16 protein-coding genes are annotated in these 18,430 nt (G+C 59.2%); 8 read left to right on the top strand and 8 right to left on the bottom strand.

The features are described from left to right. Positions 1 to 38 precede the first annotated feature (38 nt). From EV660_RS11980 to EV660_RS11945, 8 genes are all read left to right on the top strand, one after another. Entirely contained in the window at positions 39 to 506 is a 468-nt protein-coding gene (locus tag EV660_RS11980; RefSeq protein ID WP_071480236.1) for a MarR family winged helix-turn-helix transcriptional regulator, read from the top strand. Next, positions 503 to 1,270 (top strand): SDR family NAD(P)-dependent oxidoreductase, encoded by a 768-nt coding sequence (locus EV660_RS11975; protein WP_071480235.1) that lies wholly within the window; start codon positions 503 to 505, stop codon positions 1,268 to 1,270. The genes EV660_RS11980 and EV660_RS11975 overlap by 4 nt, the downstream gene beginning before the upstream one ends. 10 nt (positions 1,271 to 1,280) lie before the next feature. Further along, positions 1,281 to 3,077 carry a feruloyl-CoA synthase gene (locus EV660_RS11970; RefSeq protein WP_071481988.1) on the top strand — a complete coding sequence of 599 codons (1,797 nt, stop codon included), beginning with the start codon at positions 1,281 to 1,283 and terminating at the stop codon, positions 3,075 to 3,077. A gap of 67 nt (positions 3,078 to 3,144) precedes the next feature. Beyond that, positions 3,145 to 3,666, top strand: a complete 522-nt coding sequence (locus tag EV660_RS11965) for a MarR family winged helix-turn-helix transcriptional regulator (protein ID WP_084634798.1) — start codon at positions 3,145 to 3,147, stop codon at positions 3,664 to 3,666. 55 nt (positions 3,667 to 3,721) lie between these two features. Beyond that, complete coding sequence (locus tag EV660_RS11960; RefSeq protein ID WP_071480234.1) at positions 3,722 to 4,810, top strand: C4-dicarboxylate TRAP transporter substrate-binding protein; 1,089 nt, start codon at positions 3,722 to 3,724, stop codon at positions 4,808 to 4,810. Between the two features lie 58 nt (positions 4,811 to 4,868). Further along, a complete protein-coding gene (locus EV660_RS11955; protein WP_071480233.1) occupies positions 4,869 to 5,399 on the top strand; it encodes a TRAP transporter small permease in 531 nt (176 codons plus the stop codon). Beyond that, positions 5,396 to 6,706: a TRAP transporter large permease gene (locus tag EV660_RS11950; protein ID WP_071480232.1), complete on the top strand. Its 1,311-nt coding sequence runs from the start codon at positions 5,396 to 5,398 to the stop codon at positions 6,704 to 6,706. Before EV660_RS11955 ends, EV660_RS11950 begins: the two co-directional genes overlap by 4 nt. Before the next feature lie 172 nt (positions 6,707 to 6,878). Further along, positions 6,879 to 7,349 carry a Dps family protein gene (locus EV660_RS11945; protein WP_071480231.1) on the top strand — a complete coding sequence of 157 codons (471 nt, stop codon included), beginning with the start codon at positions 6,879 to 6,881 and terminating at the stop codon, positions 7,347 to 7,349. Between the two features lie 6 nt (positions 7,350 to 7,355). Here EV660_RS11945 and EV660_RS11940 read toward each other — a convergent pair whose 3' ends face one another. The 8 genes from EV660_RS11940 to EV660_RS11905 form a co-directional block, all read right to left on the bottom strand. Next, entirely contained in the window at positions 7,356 to 7,595 is a 240-nt protein-coding gene (locus tag EV660_RS11940) for a DUF1289 domain-containing protein (protein ID WP_084634797.1), read from the bottom strand. A gap of 38 nt (positions 7,596 to 7,633) precedes the next feature. Continuing rightward, the gene (hemP, locus tag EV660_RS11935) at positions 7,634 to 7,825 is read right to left on the bottom strand and encodes a hemin uptake protein HemP (RefSeq protein WP_084634796.1); all 192 of its coding nucleotides are present in this window, start codon (positions 7,823 to 7,825) and stop codon (positions 7,634 to 7,636) included. Positions 7,826 to 8,034: 209 nt separating this feature from the next. Further along, on the bottom strand, positions 8,035 to 9,522 hold the full coding sequence (glpK, locus tag EV660_RS11930) for a glycerol kinase GlpK (RefSeq protein WP_071480230.1): 1,488 nt from the start codon (positions 9,520 to 9,522) through the stop codon (positions 8,035 to 8,037). A gap of 17 nt (positions 9,523 to 9,539) precedes the next feature. Further along, positions 9,540 to 11,162 carry a glycerol-3-phosphate dehydrogenase gene (glpD, locus tag EV660_RS11925; protein ID WP_071480229.1) on the bottom strand — a complete coding sequence of 541 codons (1,623 nt, stop codon included), beginning with the start codon at positions 11,160 to 11,162 and terminating at the stop codon, positions 9,540 to 9,542. A 283-nt stretch (positions 11,163 to 11,445) separates the two neighbouring features. Next, the gene (locus tag EV660_RS11920; protein ID WP_071480228.1) at positions 11,446 to 13,020 is read right to left on the bottom strand and encodes a glucan biosynthesis protein; all 1,575 of its coding nucleotides are present in this window, start codon (positions 13,018 to 13,020) and stop codon (positions 11,446 to 11,448) included. Positions 13,021 to 13,389: 369 nt separating this feature from the next. Next, positions 13,390 to 14,700, bottom strand: coding sequence for an HlyD family type I secretion periplasmic adaptor subunit (locus EV660_RS11915; protein WP_071480227.1), 1,311 nt, complete (start codon positions 14,698 to 14,700; stop codon positions 13,390 to 13,392). Then, the gene (locus tag EV660_RS11910; protein ID WP_084634795.1) at positions 14,684 to 16,852 is read right to left on the bottom strand and encodes a type I secretion system permease/ATPase; all 2,169 of its coding nucleotides are present in this window, start codon (positions 16,850 to 16,852) and stop codon (positions 14,684 to 14,686) included. Before EV660_RS11910 ends, EV660_RS11915 begins: the two co-directional genes overlap by 17 nt. Further along, positions 16,849 to 18,249, bottom strand: coding sequence for a TolC family protein (locus EV660_RS11905; RefSeq protein WP_071480226.1), 1,401 nt, complete (start codon positions 18,247 to 18,249; stop codon positions 16,849 to 16,851). Before EV660_RS11905 ends, EV660_RS11910 begins: the two co-directional genes overlap by 4 nt. Between the last annotated feature and the right edge of the window lie 181 nt (positions 18,250 to 18,430).

Here is an 18,430-nt window from a genome sequence, read left to right as displayed (position 1 = left end):
GTCCAGAGGGAGAGATCGGGCAGAAAGGGAGCGCGGTCATGGCAAGGACAAATCCGGCGCCTGTTGAGGATGAATCGGGCATTGAATGGCTTCTGGGCTACAACCTGAAACGTGCCTATATGATCGTGCGCGATGATTTTCGTAAGCAGGTCGAACAAAGCGTGCTGTCACCGCGCGCCTTTTCAGTGCTGACATTGATTACCGAAACCCCACGCCTGACCCAAAGCGAAGTCGCCCGGCGATTGGGAATAGAGCGTTCAGGTCTGGTTGCCATTATCGACGAGCTGGAAAAGCGCAGCCTTGCCAAGCGCACAGCGGTGCCCGGCGACCGCCGCTCTCAGGCGCTGCTCGCGACGGACGAAGGATGCAGGCTTCACGCCCGGACCATGGCGCGCGTGCATGACCACGAGAAGGTCTTGCTCTCCGCGCTCAGCCAAACAGAGCAGGAACAGTTTCTGGCGCTGCTGCGTAAATTCCGCGCCGCGCATGAGGAGGATGAAACATGAGTACTTTCGCAAACGCTGCCGCCGTTGTGACTGGCGGAGCCTCTGGCCTTGGGGCCGCCACGGCCCGCACATTGGCGCAAGCTGGAATGCGGGTCGGGATTTTCGACCTGAATGTCGAGGAAGGCACCCTTTTGGCGCAAGAGCTTGACGGGGTGTTCTGCAAAGTGGATGTGGCCAGCCCTGACAGCGTGGCCGAAGGGTTTGAAACAGTCGGCCTGTCCCTTGGAGCGTTGCGCGTTCTGGTCAATTGCGCGGGAATCGGGCCTGTGGCGAAAACGGTATCGCGCGGGGCTGCGCATGATGCTGCACTCTTTAGCAAGACGCTGGCGGTCAATCTGGCTGGCACATTCAACTGCGCATCGCAGGCGGCCGCAATCATGGCCGCCCAAGACCCGACAGGGACAGACAATGCGCGCGGCGTGATCGTCAACACTGCATCCGTTGCGGCCTTTGACGGGCAGATCGGACAAGTCGCCTATGCGGCGTCCAAGGGCGGGATTGTCGGCATGACCCTGCCAATGGCACGCGATCTGGCAGATAAGGGCATTCGCGTTTGCACCATTGCGCCGGGGCTTTTCCTGACCCCATTGCTGCACAGCCTACCACAAGAGGCACAGGACAGTCTGGGCAAGCAGGTGCCGTTTCCGCCCCGGCTTGGCGATCCGTCCGAATTTGCGGCCCTTGCGCTGCATATCGTGGCAAACCCCATGCTGAATGGCGAAGTGATCCGCCTTGATGGCGCAATTCGCATGGCGCCAAGGTGACGGTGACAGCATGACCAAAACAGACACCCGCTTCTGGCAACCCCAATTCGAGATCACGCATCGCGAAGACGGAACAATCCTAATGCGCCAGCGTGACCCGCTGCCGGATTCCTTGCCGGTGGTGGCCGATTATCTGGATCATTGGGCCGACAAAACACCTTCGACAACATGGATTGCCCGGCGCGACAACGGGGGCGACTGGCGCAAGATCAGCTATGCACAGGCGCGCGACATGGCGCAGCGACTGGGCGCAGCACTTCTGGCGCGCGGTCTGGGGCCGGACCGGCCCTTGCTGATCCTGTCAGAAAACAGTCTGGAACATGCGCTTCTGGCAATGGGCTGCATTTATGTCGGCATTCCCTTCGCCGCTGTTTCACCCGCCTATTCGCTGGTGTCGAAAGATCACGCCAAGCTGCGCGACATCGCAGCCCTGCTCCGCCCCGGCGCAGTGTTTGCAGATAACGCGGCCGCCTTTACCCCTGCCCTGCACGCCATTGCCGCGCCAGAGCAAAGGGTCATCAGCCTTGGCGATGGCGAAGATGACTTCGCCGCGCTGCTGAAAACGCCCGCTACAGGTGCCAAACAGGCCCGCGCAGCCCTGCGCCCTGATGGTGTGGTGAAATACCTGTTCACCTCTGGTTCGACCGGCAGCCCCAAGGCGGTTATCAATACCAATCGCATGATGTGCGCGATGGGTGCCATGATCAGCGATTGTTACCGCTTTTTACGCGACACGCCCCCTGTGGTGCTGGACTGGGCACCGTGGAACCATACCGCGGCAGGCAACAAGGTGTTCATGTTGGTGCTGGCGCATGGCGGCACATATTACATTGACGATGGCCGCCCTGTGCCCGGAAAATTCGATGAAACCCTGCGCAACCTGCGTGAAATTGCCTGCACATGGTATTTCAACGTCCCTGTCGGCTATGACATGCTGGTTGACGCGCTGGAACAGGATCACACCCTCGCCGCGACTTTCTTTTCACGTCTCGGAATGCTGTTTTATGCCGGTGCGGGCATGGCACAGCATACGTGGGACCGGCTTTCAGCCCTCGGCCGACAGGTGACCGGGCAGGAAGTGTTACTTGCCACCGGGCTGGGCGCGACAGAGACTGCCCCGTTTGCCCTCGCCTGCACAGAGGTTCAAAGTCGGGCCGGGAATATTGGCGTGCCTGCGCGCGGACTGGAGCTGAAACTTGTTCCCACTGGAAACAAGCTGGAAGCGCGTCTGCGTGGTCCGACGATCATGCCCGGCTATCTGGGCGATACGCAGAAAACCGCAGAGGTATTCGACGAAGAGGGGTTTTATTGCCTTGGCGATGCGCTGCGCCCTGCAGACCCGGAGGATCTGGGCAAAGGCTTCTATTTCGACGGGCGCGTGGCTGAGAATTTCAAGCTTTCGACAGGGACATGGGTTGCGGTCGGGTCCATGCGCGCGGGACTGGTAGATGCGATGGGCGGGTTGATCCGTGATGCTGTCATCGTGGGAGAGAACCAGTCGGAACTGGGCGCATTGCTGCTGCTGTCCGAGCGCGCGAAGGAAATGCCGCCAGAGCAACGCGCAGCCGCGCTTCAAGATGCGCTGAATGCTGCGGCCAAGGCCGCGACGGGTTCGGCCAGCCGGGTCATGCGGGCACGCGTGCTGGACCAGACGCCCAGCTTCGACAAGGGCGAAGTGACCGAAAAAGGCAGCCTGAACCAGCGGGCATTGCGCGCCAATAACGCCGATCTGATCGCCGAGCTATACAAAGACACCCTGCGCACAGGGGCATTTCGCGCAAAATTGACCCGCGCCCAGTCCGTATGAAAAGAAATTGTTTGATTTGAAACATTTTCTGATTTAGCATTTCTCAAATGTAACATAAGGCAGCAGGATGACGCAGGACACGGGACAGGACTTGCTACAAACCCGCCGCGAAGATCGCGTGGCGGTCTTGCCGGATGACGGCCTGAACCTTGGAGAGTTGCGCCACAATACAGGCTTTTTGCTGCGCATGGCCTGGCTGCAAGTCTCGGAGAAGCTGGAAGAAACCGGCCAAGCTGTCACGCTGACGGCAGCCGAATACACGATCTTGCGAATGATCGCATTATCGCCGGGGGTGCGTCAGGGTCATCTGGCACAGGCGCTACATATAAAGCCCGCCGCGATGACACGCATCATCCGCAATTTTGAAGAACGCGCGCTTGTGTCACGCCAGATCCCGGACGGGGATCGGCGCACAGTTCGCCTGTCCGTGCTGCCGGCAGGCTGGACTGCATTGGAACAAGCTCGCTCTCTCTTCGGGGGCAAGGCCGAACATGAACGCGGCACCCTGAGCACCGCAGAACAGCAACAGCTGAATGGGCTGCTGCGCAAGTTCTGCGGCCTCGACAGGTCCGATACGCACGCGCCCTGAGCGGGCGAAGCAAAGACAACCATATCAAGGTCATTTAACTGGGAGGAGAAAGACCATGAAACTGTCAAGATCACTGATGATCGGTGCGGCCTTGGCCATGTGCACCACGACTGCCGCGATGTCGCAAAATCTGCGCGGCGCGGGCGGCGCCTCGCAAGCGCATCCATCAACCTATATGTATGAACGCTTCGCCACCTATCTGGAAGAAGAGAGCGGCGGCAGCATGAGCCTGAGCCTGATCGGCCCCGAAGTTGTCACGCTGACACAGGTTCCCGATGCGCTGCAATCCGAACTGATCAATATCGGCAACCTGCTGCCGCTGTTTTTTGCATCCGACTTTCCACGCACCAATGTGGCAGGTGATATGGCGCTGATTGGCCGCCTGTCCCACGCGATGGCGCTGGCCATGACCGAATTCGTGGTAAACTGCGAACCATGTCAGGAAGAATTCAGCAACAAGGGCATGGTGTTTCTGGGCGCAGGGGCATCCGACCCCTATGTGCTGATCACCACCACCCCGGTGCGCACGGCCGAAGACCTGCAAGGTCTGCGCCTGCGTTCGGGCGGGGCACCCTTCTCTCGCTGGGCAGAGAATTTTGGCGCAACCCCGGTGAACATGCCGGTCGGTGAACAATTCGAAGGGCTGAACCAGGGCACTATTGATGGCACGATGAGTTCGATCGTGGACATGCTGTCCTTCCGTCTGGTCGATGTGGCGCGCTATGTGACCGATGTTCCGCTGGGCACCTATCATGTCACATCTAACTTCACAGTCAATCAGTCGACATGGGGCGGTATGAGCGAGGATGACCGCGCTACACTGCTGCGCGCCGCCAATCGCGCCAACCCGACACTGACCGATCGCTGGGGCTTCCAACTGCCAGAAGCGGCGCGCAATGCGGTTGCAGAGGCAGGAATAGAGGTCATCACCCCTGATGAAGCCCTGCTGGAAGCGTCCAATGCCTTCGCAGCCTCTGATGCGGAATCGCGCATCAGCGCCGATGAACTGGCAGGCGACTTCGCGGCGATGGTCGAGAAATGGACCACCATCGTTGAAGAGCTTGGCGACGATCCCGTTGCCCTGTCCGAACGCGCGATGGAAGAAATCTGGGCGAATGTCGATCTGTCGACATATGGCATCTGAGAACCAGCCTTGACGCCAACCTCTGGCCCCACCGGCCAGAGGATTTCAGGATGAACGCATGCACATGATAATCAGGTTTTCCGCCGGGCTATGCCGGCTATTGTCCTTCATTGGCGGTGCCGCCGTCGTGTTGATGATGCTGCATGTCACGCTTGATGTCGTGTTGCTGAACCTGTTTCGCGTGTCGATGAATACCACCCCCGAAATCGTGGCGCGCTACTACATGGTGGCGGTCGCCTTTCTGCCGCTGGGCTGGCTGACCTTGCGCAATCAAATGATCTCGGTCGAGTTGCTGGATTTCGTCCTGCCCAAACGGCTGCGGGAAAATCTGGACGTGTTGATCGCACTGACCGGAACCCTGATCTACGGCATGTTGACCTATGCAACATGGTTCAAAGCGCTGCGAGAGATGCGCTCTGGCTCTTTCGTGGAACTGGTGCGGTTTCAGATGCCGGTCTGGCACTCGCATTTCCTTGTCCCCATTGGCTTTGGCGCGGCAACACTTGCCTGCGCGTTGATGACCATCGTGCTGCTGTCACCCAGAAGCCGCGAATTGCTTGCCTCTCACATTGGGGAAGACACTGAATGAGTGTTGAAATCGGTCTTTGGGGTGTAGCGATACTGATGGGCCTGCTGGCGCTGCGTCTGCCGGTAGCGCTGGCGCTGATCCTTGTGTCTTTTGGCGGTATCTGGGCCATGTTGGGCTGGAACCCGGCTATGGGTATTTTGGCCAATACGCCTTATTCCTTCGCCGCGCGCTGGACCATGAGTGCTGTGCCCATGTTCTTGCTGATGGGGTTTGTCGCCTATCATACGGGCCTGACCGGCGGGTTGTTTGACGCGGCCAAGGCGTTGCTTGCACGCCTGCCGGGGGGGCTTGCCATCTCGTCAATCTTTGCGTGTTCCGCCTTTGCCGCCGTGTCCGGGTCGTCACTGGCAAATTCGGCGGCTATGGGCCGAATTGCAATTCCCGAAATGGTCAAGGCAGGCTATCGCCCCTCCATCGCAGCGGGATGTATTGCGGCGGGCGGCACCATTGGCGCATTGATCCCGCCATCCATCCTGATGATCATTTATGGCGTGATTGCCGAAACCTCTATCGTTCAGGTGTTTCTCGGCGGTATCAGCATCGGCCTAATTACGGCGCTGTCCTATTGTATCGTGGTGCTGTGCATCGCGTGGTTCCGGCCTGACATCATCCCGCCCACCGGCGCAGTCGAGCCGCCAGACCTGTGGCAATCGCTGCGCCAGGTGCTGCCAATCGTTCTGTTAATTATACTGGTCTTTGGCGGTCTGTTTTCAGGCATGTTTACTGCAACACAAGCCGGGGCAGTCGGGGCTTTCGGAACTGTCGCGCTGGCAGCCGCAATGGGACGACTGACCCGCGACGTGATCCGCCGCTCCCTGAATGAGACAGTGATCACCACCAGCTCTCTGCTGATCATCGGCATTGGTGCGACCATGTTCACCCGCTTTCTGGGCATTTCGGGTGTATCGAACCTGATCGCATCATTTGTCAGCGATAGCGGCATGAGTATGATGCTGGTGCTTCTCATCATCATCTGTATCTATCTTTTGCTTGGGACATTCATGGAACCTTTCGGCGCCATGCTGGTCACCCTGCCCATCTTTCTGCCCCTGATCGACGCGCAAGGGCTTAGCCTTGTGTGGTTCGGCGTGCTGGTGGTGAAGCTGCTGGAGGTGGGGATGATAACCCCGCCAGTGGGCATGAATGTCTTTGTCATCAAGAATGTCGCCAGCCGCTATGTGATGGTCACGGATGTGTTTCGTGGGGTGCTACCCTTCATTCTGGCCGATCTTGTGGTTGTGGCCCTGATCGTGGCCGTCCCCTCGCTGGTTCTGTTCCTTCCGGAACTGGTTTCAGGCGCGCGGTAGCGGGTATTGAAGCAATCTCCGAGAGAAATCATCAAGTTTAGAATCTTTCTAAAATAAAACTTGAAGCAAACCGGATGATACACTACATCTGGATTCAACGGGTAGCCAGCCAGTCGCAAGCCAGTCCCGTGTTGACGCATCCCGCATTTGCAACACGAAACAGGAGGGGTCCATGACCCAGACAGCCCAACAATTAACCGTTTCTGCGAAAGAAGCGATTTGCGAAGCACTTAATCAATCCGTCGCTGAAACTGCGGTCACCACCATGCTCGCGCAGAATTTCCACTGGAATGTAACGGGCATGGCTTTTGGGCCTTTGCACGCATTGTTTCAGCAAATCTATGAGGACCATTTTACCGCACAAGACGACCTTGCCGAACGCATCAAGGCGTTGGGCGGCCATGCCGAGGGGCAACTGGCCGGTATGCTGAAACGGTCCAAGGTTGCCGAACATGACGGCCATGCCACGGCCGAGCAGATGATCGAGGCCCTCGCCAAGGCGCAGGACACTCTTGCAGCAACTCTTGCGGGCACTGCCGCCATTGCCGAAGAAAATGGCGATCTGCTGACGCAGGATCTGGTCATTGCCCGCGGTCAGGCACATGAAAAATTCGCCTGGCTGCTGCGCGCGCATCTTGGTTGATATGGGCTAGACCGGCGCCTTGACACCTTTCTTGTCACAGCGCTTGCGATACGCGTCTATCCAATGGCGATATTTCCCCATGTCGTTTTGCTGATGCACCAAAAGGTCCAGAAAGGCCTTTTGGTGCGCTTCCTTTTTCAGTTTCTTGAACATGGATTTCTGCGCCTTGGTCATCGAGCACCCGATGCAATGGCCTTCTCTTTTGAATTTGCACACATCGATGCAGGGTGAGGGAATCTTGCTCATGAATATGTCCTGATAGGCATCATTGGCTGTTGGCTTGGCTATTTTGTGAGGATCAGTTTCCCCGCACGGGTAATTCGCAAAACATATGTTTGCCCCATAAGGCAAATATGGGCTGTCTGCCCGCCTCCCGTCAGGCTTCTGGCGCAATGCGTGGGAACAGCTTCAGCACATCGTCCATTCCCAATGGGCACGGTCGAAATGCCGCCCGGTTGCTTATCCTCATCCTGCATAGGCATTTGCCCGGCCTGTCAGGTCGGCATAGCGCAACAAGGCCATAACCACTTTACACGCGCATTGATCCAGCATCGGTATTCCACGTCACAAACCGGATGTAACCGGATATGATTATGCCGGGCTGACCGCGCGTCTGGCTAGGCGTCTGCCTTTTTCCTGACAAAAACAATTGGATATGTCAAGCCCGTCACAGCCGCGTCAGTGATCAAACCGAAAGCACGGCCTCCACTGCCCGTTTCCAGCGTGCTGTTCGTGCCTCGCGCGCAGTCGCATCCATCCGGGAGTTAAACTGCCGCTCGACCGCCCAACCCTTGGCGAAATCCTCCATCCCCGGCCAGACACCCGCGCGCTGGCCTGCCAGCCATGCCGCACCCAGTGCCGTTGTTTCCAGCACTTGCGGACGGTCAACAGGGGCACCGATAATGTCCGACAGAAACTGCATCGCATAGTCATTCGCCGCCATGCCACCATCGACCCGCAAGGTGGGCTGCGCGCCTTCGCGCACCCAGTCGGCCTGCATCGCCTCTAGCAGGTCGCGGGTCTGGTAGCCCACCGATTCAAGCGCCGCACGGGCAAATTCGGCAGGGCCGGAATTGCGCGTCAGGCCAAAGACAGCGCCGCGCGCCTCGGGCTTCCAATAAGGCGCGCCAAGCCCGACAAAAGCCGGCACAAGGATCAGATCCTGGCTTGGATCAGCCTGTTCAGCAAGCGCTTGCGTTTCCGGGGCCGCGCGGACCACCTGCAACCCGTCGCGCAACCATTGCACAACCGCACCCGCAATGAAGATGGACCCTTCCAGCGCATAGGTGGGTTTGCCGTCAAGCTGGTAAGCGATGGTCGTCAACAGCTTGTTGGTCGAGGTGACGGGCGTCCCGCCCGTGTTGAGCACCGCAAAACAGCCCGTGCCATAGGTGGATTTCAGCATCCCGGGGGTGAAACAGGCCTGCCCGATCGTCGCGGCCTGCTGGTCACCCGCCACACCCAGAATGGGAATCTCGCGCCCGAACAGATCGGCCCGCGTTGTGCCAAAATCCGCCGCGCAATCGCGCACCTCTGGCAGCATTTCGCGCGGGATGTCGAACAGGTCGCAAATACTCTGGCTCCAGCGGCCCTTGTGAATGTCATAAAGCATGGTGCGCGCGGCATTGGTGGCGTCCGTCGCATGCACCTTGCCCCCTGTCAGATTCCAGATCAGCCATGTATCGACGGTGCCAAAAGCCAGCTCTCCGCGTCGTGCGCGGTCGCGGGCCCCCTCAACCCTATCGAGGATGTATTTCAGTTTCGTGGCCGAGAAATAGGGGTCCGCAAGCAGCCCAGTGCGCGCGGTGATCATCGGCTCATGACCATCCGCACGCAGCCGCGCGCAGAAATCGGCCGTGCGGCGGTCCTGCCAGACAATCGCATTATGAATGGGCTTGCCGGTCTTTCGGTCCCATACAAGCGTGGTTTCGCGCTGGTTGGTAATTCCGATTGCAGCAATGTCCGTGGCATGAAGCCCCGCCTTCTCGATGGCGGCGCGCGTAGTAGCTGCGGTGGTTGCCCACAGGTCCGAGGGATCATGCTCGACCCAGCCAGATTGCGGGTAATGCTGCGGAAATTCTTCCTGCGCGACAGATGCGATCTGCATCTTTGCGTCAAACACAATTGCCCGGCTAGATGTCGTGCCTTGATCAAGGGCCAGAATATGGCTCATGACGCGCCTCCCGTTTTTCATACTTTCAGATTGCCTGCTTCCGTGCCCGCGTTCAACCGGTTGCGCGCCATCCAGTCATCCAGAACCGCGACCTGCGCCTGATCCAACCGCAAACCCAGCTTCGAGCGCCGCCACAGCACATCTTCGGCGCTATGGGCATATTCGCGGGTCATCAGCCATGTGACCTCCGCCTGGGTCAGGGTAGCCCCGAAGTCCTGCCCCAGATCATCGGCGGTTTTCGCACCGCCAAGGATAGTGCGGGCTTGAGTGCCATAGGCGCGCACCAGTCGCCGCGCCCAGAAATCGCTTAGGAACGGATAATCGCGCTGCAATCCCGCCACCAGCGCGGGCACACCATCATGCGCAAAATCCCCCCCCGGAAGCGCCACACCTGCGGTCCATGCCCCTTTGGCGACAGGCAGGACGGTGCCAATCTTCTCCAATGCAGACTCGGCCAGCCGCCGGTATGTCGTGATCTTGCCGCCAAAAATGTTCAGAACAGGCGCGCCCGCACTTCGATCAATCTTCAAGGTATAGTCGCGCGTGGCCGCCGTGGCCGAACTTGCCCCGTCATCATAGAGCGGGCGCACGCCGGAATAGGTCCAGACCACATCCGCCGCGGTGACGGGCTGGGCGAAATACGCGCTGGCAAAGTCGCACAGATAATCACGCTCTTCATCCGTGCAGACGGGCGCGCGCGACGGGTCGTCATGTTCCGCATCAGTCGTGCCGATCAGGGTAAAATCCTGCTCATAGGGAATGGCAAAGATGATCCGTCCATCCGTGCCCTGAAAGAAATAGCATTTGTCATGATCATAAAGCTTGCGAGTCACGATATGACTGCCACGCACAAGGCGCACATTCTCGCGGCTATTGAGGCGCAGTTTGGCGTGAATTACATCCCCCACCCAAGGCCCGGCCGCATTCACCAGCATTTTCGCACGAACAGTTTTCGTTTCACTTTCGGTTTTGACTGTGATCTGCCAGCTACCATCCACCAGCGCAGTGGCCGAGGTCACCTCTGCCCGCGTATGAATGCGCGCGCCGCGCGCCTCTGCATCGCGGGCATTCAGGACCACCAGACGCGCATCCTCGACCCAGCAATCCGAATATTCATAGGCTTTCGCAAACCGGTCCTGCAGGGGCGCCCCCTCTGGCGTGGCGGCCAGTGCGCGGGTGGCTGTTGCTGCAAGAATCTTGCGCCCGCCCAGATTGTCATACAGAAACAGCCCCAACCGGATCAGCCAAGCAGGGCGACGCCCCTTCATCCAGGGCATAAGCCGTGACAACAGTTTAGACGTTGGCGTATCACTCTCGAAGCGCATATCTTCATGATAAGGAAGGATAAAGCGCATCGGCCATGAAATATGGGGCATTGCACGCAACAGCGTCTCGCGTTCCATCAATGCCTCGCGTACAAGGCGAAACTCGAAAAACTCCAGATACCGCAACCCGCCGTGGAACAGCTTGGTCGACGCCGAAGAGGTTGCGCCCGCAAGGTCGCCTTTCTCGAACAACGCCACTGAAAGGCCCCGCCCTGCCGCGTCACGCGCAATCCCACAGCCATTGATACCGCCACCTATGATCACAAGATCATGAACAGTCTCTGGGGTGGCCTTTCCTTCATCGGATCGCGGCATGAACTCTCCTGGTGCGCGGCGCTATTTCTCTGCGCTACCTAGTACAACGAAAATATTTCATGCAAGTTTTTTTCGTTTCAGCCCAATAATTGTTCGCTATTTTCATAACGAATATCTCAAACCGATTTGTTCTATTTTCGTTTGGGCTTTAGTTTTCGAAATTCTCGATTCTTGCGAAAACCGAACATCGGCATTCAAGCTGTTCCGAAATACTTGTTCGTGCAAGCAAACATACACGAATCGCGGCATGGCACAGGCAGAACCTTCGGTTTCACCGCTCTTTTCAGGGACCACCATCAACAGCACGGCTCCATCGATATAGCCAGACAGGCGCGATGTCGCGGCCCGCCTTGCGCAGTTGCATCCGCAATTCGCAACGCACGCTTGCCTCTGACGGCGTCAGCACAAAACTGACCCGAAGTTTCGGGCGCTCTCCCTCTATTCTATACAGCGCCTGCCCGGAAATGACCGCCCCTTCAGGTTGCGCAATGACAAGTTCAAGATCGTCGGGGACTGGCAGCGGCGTGTCGCCCGCCACGGCATAATCAATCACAAAAAGCCTTGACGCTGTGTCTTCCGGGTTGACCCCCGATGCGCTGTTGACGGGCAGCAACTCCAACCCTGCGGCTTCTGGTAGCGCGGCCAGCCCCGGTTGGGTCCAGCGTAAATCATAGCGAAACCGATGTGCGCGTCCCGGCTGCAACGGGTCAAGCGGACGCCAGAATGCCACAGTATTATCGGCATATTCATTGGCGGTGGGTATTTCCAACAGCCAGACAGCCCCTTTTCCCCATGCGCCGACAGGCTCGACAAAGGCCGAAGGACGCCGGTGATACGCCCCTTCGGCATCGCGGAACGCTGCGAAATTGTCGGGCATTTGCAGCAGTCCAAAGGCCCGAGGTCCATCATCCAGAAACCCCGACATTTCCACCTGTGCGGGGTTTGCCAATGGACGCCACAACCGCTCTCCCGCGCCATTGTCCACAACCAGCACGTCGCTGTCATGGACCGCAGGGCGGAAATCATCCACGCGGGCTGGTCCAAGGGCGTTGTGCTGAAACATCGACGTCAACGGCGCAATTCCGATATCTGCGACCACTTCGCGCACGAATAGATGCAGATCACATTGCATGACCGTTTCGGGGTTTTCTGCATTCCCCGGACGCAAGTGCACGATCAGCGCTGCCGCCGCGCGCGGACTGTCGATCAGGCAACCAAAATGAAGCTGCCCGTCATTGGTGTCGAACACATCAATCTCGCGGGTAACCGGAAATTCTTCGGGGCCTGTGCCACCCGTTCCCAATGCCAGCCCGCGCGCAGACAGGCCGTAAGCAACGTCACGCGCGAGTGCACGAAAATAACTTGCGCCTTGCAAGACGATCAGGTCATCCAGCTGGTCGGGGGAATTCAACGGATAACGAATGCGCAAGCCAGAATGCCCAAGTCCGGTGAATGGGCCTTGTGGCGCACCATCAGGGAAATAGCGCGGATCGAAGTCGAAACTTTCAGGTTCAAAATCCACCCGTGCGCGCCGACCGGGCAAAGATATCTGGACCGGTGTGTTGAACAACCATCCCGGCGGCAGCAAATCTGCTTGGAAGTGCGCACCAATGTCCAGCCCCGCAGCGCGACCTGCGCGCGGACGAATGGCGCGATACATATCGTAATCAAGGCTATCAAACGGGGGTGGCAAGGCGTCCGCAGCGCCCTGATGGGGCTGTTCCGCTAGGGCCTGCGCGCGCGTAATCAGCGCGTCAAGACCAAAGGGGTCATCACTTCTGGCGACACCGGGGACGCCGCCAAATATCGCCCCAACAGCTACCAAGGCACTGTTAGAAAGCAAATCGCGGCGCTTCATGCGGCGTAGCTTTCTTGTCTTGGTCCGGACAGAGTCTTGTCCACCCAGTTGCGCCACTCATGGATTTCTAACCAATAAACCCTGAAGCGGCATGGCAAAGAGAAAAGACACAGTAAATCAGCCCGGCGAAACACATGCTCAGGTGCAAGGCAAATGCCCATCTGATTTCCCTTCCCCTGGCTGGAACTTGTTGCCATTTTCTTCTTGGTGTTTTTCCCTGTCGCCAAGGTCAAGCACCACTTACGGTAAAACTAGCCAGCCGATGGCCCAATTCAAGCATGACCCCTCGCAGGGTCATGTCCGAGAGGAAGAAAGCGCGCGGATACAGTGTTGGCCTGACGACAGGTGCCGTTGCCACAGAAAAGCAAGCTATTCCCGGAACGCACGTTCCTTCACCCGCACCACTGGCGTTGTCAGGTATTCCAGCACGGTTTTGCGGCCAGACAGCATGTCAATCTCGGTCACCATACCCGGCATTACCTCGACCCCGATCCCGTCACGATCAAGAAAGCTCTCTTCGGTGCGGACATGGACGACAAAGAATTCTTCCGTATCACGCTCTGACCGTGTGACAGCATCGGCCCCGATGCGTGTAATCTCACCGTTCAGGCTGCCATAGCGCGAGAAATCATAGGCTGTCACCTTCACCTTGACCGGCTGGCCCGGGTAGACAAAGGCAATGTCCGAGGGCCGCACATAGGCTTCGACCAGAAGCGTGTCATCCAGCGGAACAATCTCGATCAGGTCTTCGCCGGGGCGCGCAAGGCTGCCAAGGGTGGATCGGTGAATACGGTTGACCACCCCGCGCATCGGCGCACGGATCGCCGCGCGGTCCGCACGGTCACGCAATGCTGGCAGGCTGGGTTCCAGCGCGGCAAGCTCGGCCGTGGCCAGCGCAAGATCAGACAAGGCCGCCGCGCGGCTTCGTGCGCGCAAGGCGCGGATCTGATCGTCGATCTCCTCCAGCCCGGCTTGCAATCGGGCGATGCTGGCGCGCGCGCGGGTTTCACGCCCGCGCCACTCGGACTCGCGTCGACGCATTTCTAGAAGCGTGGTTTCCGGCTCTACCCGGCGCTGGACAAGCGGCTCTATCATCGCGCGCTCTTCGGATAGGATCGCCAAAGTATCACGCGCCGTTTCCAGATCGACCAGCCCTTCGGCGAACTGCTCCTGCCGCTGGTTGCGCTGGCGTTCCATGATCGTGATCTCTGACAACAGTTCGTCACTGCGCGCATGGTAAAGTGCCGTTTCCGAGCGTACGACCGCGGGTGCCTGTGCCACAAGCACATCAGAAAAGACCAGATCGACGCGGTCAATTTCGGCCTGTAACCGTTCGATACGGGCCATCAGGCCATAGGCGCGCTGTTGTTCCTGATCAAGCTGGCTGGACAGTTGTGTGCCATCCAGTTCCATCAGAATGTCACCCTCCTCGACAATGTCGCCTTCGACAACATGCAGCGCCTGTAAAACGCCCGGCTCTGTTGCCTGAATAAGCTGAAGGTCGCGCGAGGGAACGATGCGCCCCTCTGCGCGGGTGACATCATCAATTTCAGTGCGTGCGGCCCAGACCCCGGCAGTAAGAAAGAACAACAAGATCACCGCAAGCAGCAGGCTGCCGCGCCAGCTTTGGCGACCCTGCATTTCACGCGCAAGGCTGTCCAGATCATGCTTGCGTGCCATTGCTACCCCCTTTCACGCCAGCGCGCGCAAGAATGGATTTTGGCCCGTCCGCCGCCACGCGCCCCTGATCGATCACAATCACCCGGTCCACCAGGTCCAGCAGGCTGGTTCTATGGGTGACAATAACCACCGTCCGGTCCGCCAGTTCGGTTTTCAGCCGCGTGATCACTTCCGCTTCGTTCTGCACATCCATGCTCGAAGTCGGTTCATCCATCAGCATGATCGGACGCCGCCCAAGCAGCGCGCGGGCAAGCGTAATCGCCTGTTTCTGCCCGCCTGACAGCCCCTCGCCGCGTTCGGCCAGCATCATGTCATAGCCCGAGGGGTGGCGGCGCACGAAATCCTCGACCCCTGCAATGCGCGCGGCCTCGATAATCTCGTGGTCGCGCGCCTGCACCGCACCAATCGCAATATTTTCCCGCACGGTCCCGGAAAACAGCCAGATGTCTTGCAGGACAGACCCCATGTTGCGCCGCAGATCCCCCGGATCAATCTGGCGAATATCGACACCATCCACCAGCACGGCCCCCTCGCGCGGCTGGTACAGCCCCAGCATCAGACGGGCGACCGTGCTTTTGCCGGACCCGATCCGGCCCAGAACAGCCACTTTCTCGCCGGGCTTGATCGTAAAGGAGATATCGCGCAGCGCGTCCACACTCTGGTCAGGATAGGCGAAAGAGACCCCGTCGAACTTGATCTCGCCATCCAACTTGGGCCGCGAAATCCAGCCCTTGCCCTCTGGCCGTTCGCTTTCCGCCTTCATTAGCGCGTCCAGACTGCGATAGGATGTGCGCGCCTGATTGAACCGTGTCAGGGTTTGCGCCAGCTGCGCCAGAGGGGCCAATGTCCGCCCTGTCAGGATCACACCTGCGATCAGCGCCCCCATGCTGACCTCACCGGCCGTAATCAGGAAAACACCATAAAACACGATCATGACCTGCGCGCCCTGCTGCGCAAAAGCTGTCGCGTTGATGGCAAATTGGGTAACCGCGCGGCTTTTCAGCCCGTGGTCCGACTGGCGTGCAATCGCATCTTCCCACCGCGCGCGCATCTGGCGCTGCGCGCCCGCAGCCTTGATGGTTTCCAGCCCTGACAGGGTTTCAACCAGCACCCCCTGCTTGGACTGCCCGTCGGCAAAACTCTTTTCCGCCAGCCGTGCAAGAATAGGTTGCACGGCGATACCGACGATCAGCACAAAGGGCACTGCCAGCGCAGGCACGATCGCCAATGGCCCGCCAATCAGATAGATCACCCCTATAAATAACAGGATGAATGGCAGGTCCACCACAGCCACCAGCGTGGCAGAAGTGAAGAAATCGCGCAATGTCTCGAACTCGCGCAGGGTGCTGGCCAGTGCCCCGGTCGAGCCCTTGCGCGCACGCATCTGCAAATCAAGGATCTGGTCGAAAATCCGTCGCCCCATCACCATATCGGCGCGCTGGCCTGCGCGGTCGATGAATCCGGCCCGCAAGGACTTGATCAGAAAATCGAACAGCAGCGCGATGCCAACCCCGATCGTCAGCGCGATCAGCGACTCAATCGCCTCATTGGGCAGCACCCGGTCATAGACCACCATGATGAACAGCGAAGTCGACAGGCTGAGAAAGTTTGCCAGAACAGCTGCCAGCAGTACCTGACTATAGGCCCAGCGATTTTCGGCAAGGGTCGACCAGAACCAATGCCCCTGCCGCCCCGTGGCATTCAGTGCAATATCCTCGCGGTGTTCGGCGCGCATCAGCAGTGCAAAGCCGGTATAGGCCGCATCCAGCTTGTCCCGCGCCAGAATACCCACACCCTGCCCCAAGGCCGGGTCAAACACGGCAAGCTGGCCATCGGCCAGTACATCTTCAAGCACCACGGCCCGGTCATCATCAAGGATCAGGATTGCCGGGGTCAGGCTGGGATCAAAATCCTTCAGCGCGCGCCTGCCAAAGCCGGCTTGCAGCCCCGCGCGCTCGGCGGCGGTGATCGCATCGCGTAGCGTCACTACCCCATGCGTTCCCGATTGTGCGGCCTGCAATGCAGCAAGGGTGATGGGCCGGTCCAGACTGGCGGCGACATGCAACATGCATGCTTCCAACGAAGTCATGCCCTCTGCATCTGCGCTGGTTGGCACCGATGCGTCCCTTCCAATCTCGAGCGTTTCGTTCATGCGCCATCCTCGGCATCAACCTCTTGGCGCGTATCTCCGGTCGGGCTTGGCAGACTAATGGCGAACGCATCCAGAATGTCCCCGGTCAGGGCCAGCGCGGCATAGCCAGACAGCGCGACTTCTTGTTCTGCCGCGATCAGTGACTCATTCGCCTCGAACAGGTCCCGCTGCGCATCCAGCAGCCCCAGAAGCGAGCGCCGCCCGATCGAGAATTCTTCGCGCGATGCCTCTACGGTTGCCTGATTGGCATTCACGGCCTCGCGTGCGGCGGCCACGCGCGCAGCACCTACCCGCTGGTCAGAGCGCAGGTCAGCCAGTGCACGCGAAATATCGCGGGCAAGCCCCTCGCGCATGGCACGAACGGCATCAAGCTGCGCTTCGGCTGCGCGAATGCGGGCCTGCTGGCTGCCAGGAGCACCGGGGTCATATGACACATCCAGATTGGCACTATGGCTGCCGCGCTGCGCGCGCCCATCCACCCGCAATTGCGGGAAACGCTGCGATCTGGCGACCGCGACATCGGCCTGAGCGGCTGCGATTCTGGCTTCCATCCCCAGAATGCGAGGACTTGACGCAATGAGGTCTTCATCGCTTGCTCTGGGCAAGCTGGGCGCTTTTGGCGCCGCGGGCAACTGCGTCGCGGGGCGCTGTCCGAAACTGGCTGCGAAACCTGCCTCTGCCCGCTCGACACGGGCATCGGCATCGGCGGCACGGGCCTGCGCCGTGGCCAGACGGGCGCGCGCGGTCAGAACATCGGAATTCCCGCCTGCCCCGGCATCTGCGCGGTCCTGCACCTGCGCAAGCACCCTTTGATGCGCGCGCACATTATCGGCAGCGATACGCGCGCGTTCGCGCGCCGCGCGCAGATCATACCACGCGGCAACAGCATCAAGCGTCAGCGCAGCGGCAACTTCCTGTCGTCCGCCACGTTCCTCAAAGACCCGCGCTTGCGCCGCGACCTGCCGACTGGCAGCTTCGCCACCATCAAACACAAGCTGCATGACCTGAACCACCGGGGTCAGGCTGTTTCCACTGACAGTTCCGTTCACGATCGAACCCAGCGTGGCGCCCACTGAAAAGCGCGGATAAAAACCGCCCCCTTCAGCATCCGCGCGCGCCTGTGCGGCGCGGACCCCGGCACTGGACGCCCCGATTTCAGGATGGCTTTCCACCGCCCGCATCACCTGCTGACCAAATGTGCTGCGCGCGACATCGGCTGAGACACGCGCTGCGCGAATATCGGGTGGTGCATCAAAACTTGTACGGATTTCATCCAGATCAGGCCGCGGAGCACAGCCCGCCAGCAATGCCGATCCAATCAGGATTACAACGGCTTGTCGTGTCAGGGCGCGGCCCGCGCCAAAGCGGGTCGTGATCCGGGACTCATCTGAAAACATGCGTCGTTTTACCCTTAATCAAATATATTCCGTAAAATATTGCCAATACATCAATGCCCGCTGCCACACTGAAATTGTGCACATGCGCCGGGACAGAATCTCTTCAAATCACTCTGACCTTACTAGGCTATTTCGACAACCGACACCACTTTCGATAAAAAAAATTGGCACCTTTGGGTGG

This window comes from Roseinatronobacter bogoriensis DSM 18756 (assembly GCF_004366635.1).
Taxonomy (GTDB): Bacteria; Pseudomonadota; Alphaproteobacteria; order Rhodobacterales; family Rhodobacteraceae; genus Roseinatronobacter; species Roseinatronobacter bogoriensis.
Note: the sequence above shows the minus strand (reverse complement) of the source record. Positions and strands in the feature narration are given on the sequence as shown.

Excerpts from the sequence above, each read along its gene's own strand:
- EV660_RS11980 (WP_071480236.1), top strand. The coding sequence starts at position 39 with ATGGCAAGGACAAATCCGGCGCCTGTTGAGGATGAATCGGGCATTGAA.
- EV660_RS11975 (WP_071480235.1), top strand. The coding sequence starts at position 503 with ATGAGTACTTTCGCAAACGCTGCCGCCGTTGTGACTGGCGGAGCCTCT.
- EV660_RS11970 (WP_071481988.1), top strand. The coding sequence starts at position 1,281 with ATGACCAAAACAGACACCCGCTTCTGGCAACCCCAATTCGAGATCACG.
- EV660_RS11965 (WP_084634798.1), top strand. The coding sequence starts at position 3,145 with ATGACGCAGGACACGGGACAGGACTTGCTACAAACCCGCCGCGAAGAT.
- EV660_RS11960 (WP_071480234.1), top strand. The coding sequence starts at position 3,722 with ATGAAACTGTCAAGATCACTGATGATCGGTGCGGCCTTGGCCATGTGC.
- EV660_RS11955 (WP_071480233.1), top strand. The coding sequence starts at position 4,869 with ATGCACATGATAATCAGGTTTTCCGCCGGGCTATGCCGGCTATTGTCC.
- EV660_RS11950 (WP_071480232.1), top strand. The coding sequence starts at position 5,396 with ATGAGTGTTGAAATCGGTCTTTGGGGTGTAGCGATACTGATGGGCCTG.
- EV660_RS11945 (WP_071480231.1), top strand. The coding sequence starts at position 6,879 with ATGACCCAGACAGCCCAACAATTAACCGTTTCTGCGAAAGAAGCGATT.
- EV660_RS11940 (WP_084634797.1), bottom strand. The coding sequence starts at position 7,595 with ATGAGCAAGATTCCCTCACCCTGCATCGATGTGTGCAAATTCAAAAGA.
- hemP (WP_084634796.1), bottom strand. The coding sequence starts at position 7,825 with ATGCAGGATGAGGATAAGCAACCGGGCGGCATTTCGACCGTGCCCATT.
- glpK (WP_071480230.1), bottom strand. The coding sequence starts at position 9,522 with ATGAGCCATATTCTGGCCCTTGATCAAGGCACGACATCTAGCCGGGCA.
- glpD (WP_071480229.1), bottom strand. The coding sequence starts at position 11,162 with ATGCCGCGATCCGATGAAGGAAAGGCCACCCCAGAGACTGTTCATGAT.
- EV660_RS11920 (WP_071480228.1), bottom strand. The coding sequence starts at position 13,020 with ATGAAGCGCCGCGATTTGCTTTCTAACAGTGCCTTGGTAGCTGTTGGG.
- EV660_RS11915 (WP_071480227.1), bottom strand. The coding sequence starts at position 14,700 with ATGGCACGCAAGCATGATCTGGACAGCCTTGCGCGTGAAATGCAGGGT.
- EV660_RS11910 (WP_084634795.1), bottom strand. The coding sequence starts at position 16,852 with ATGAACGAAACGCTCGAGATTGGAAGGGACGCATCGGTGCCAACCAGC.
- EV660_RS11905 (WP_071480226.1), bottom strand. The coding sequence starts at position 18,249 with ATGTTTTCAGATGAGTCCCGGATCACGACCCGCTTTGGCGCGGGCCGC.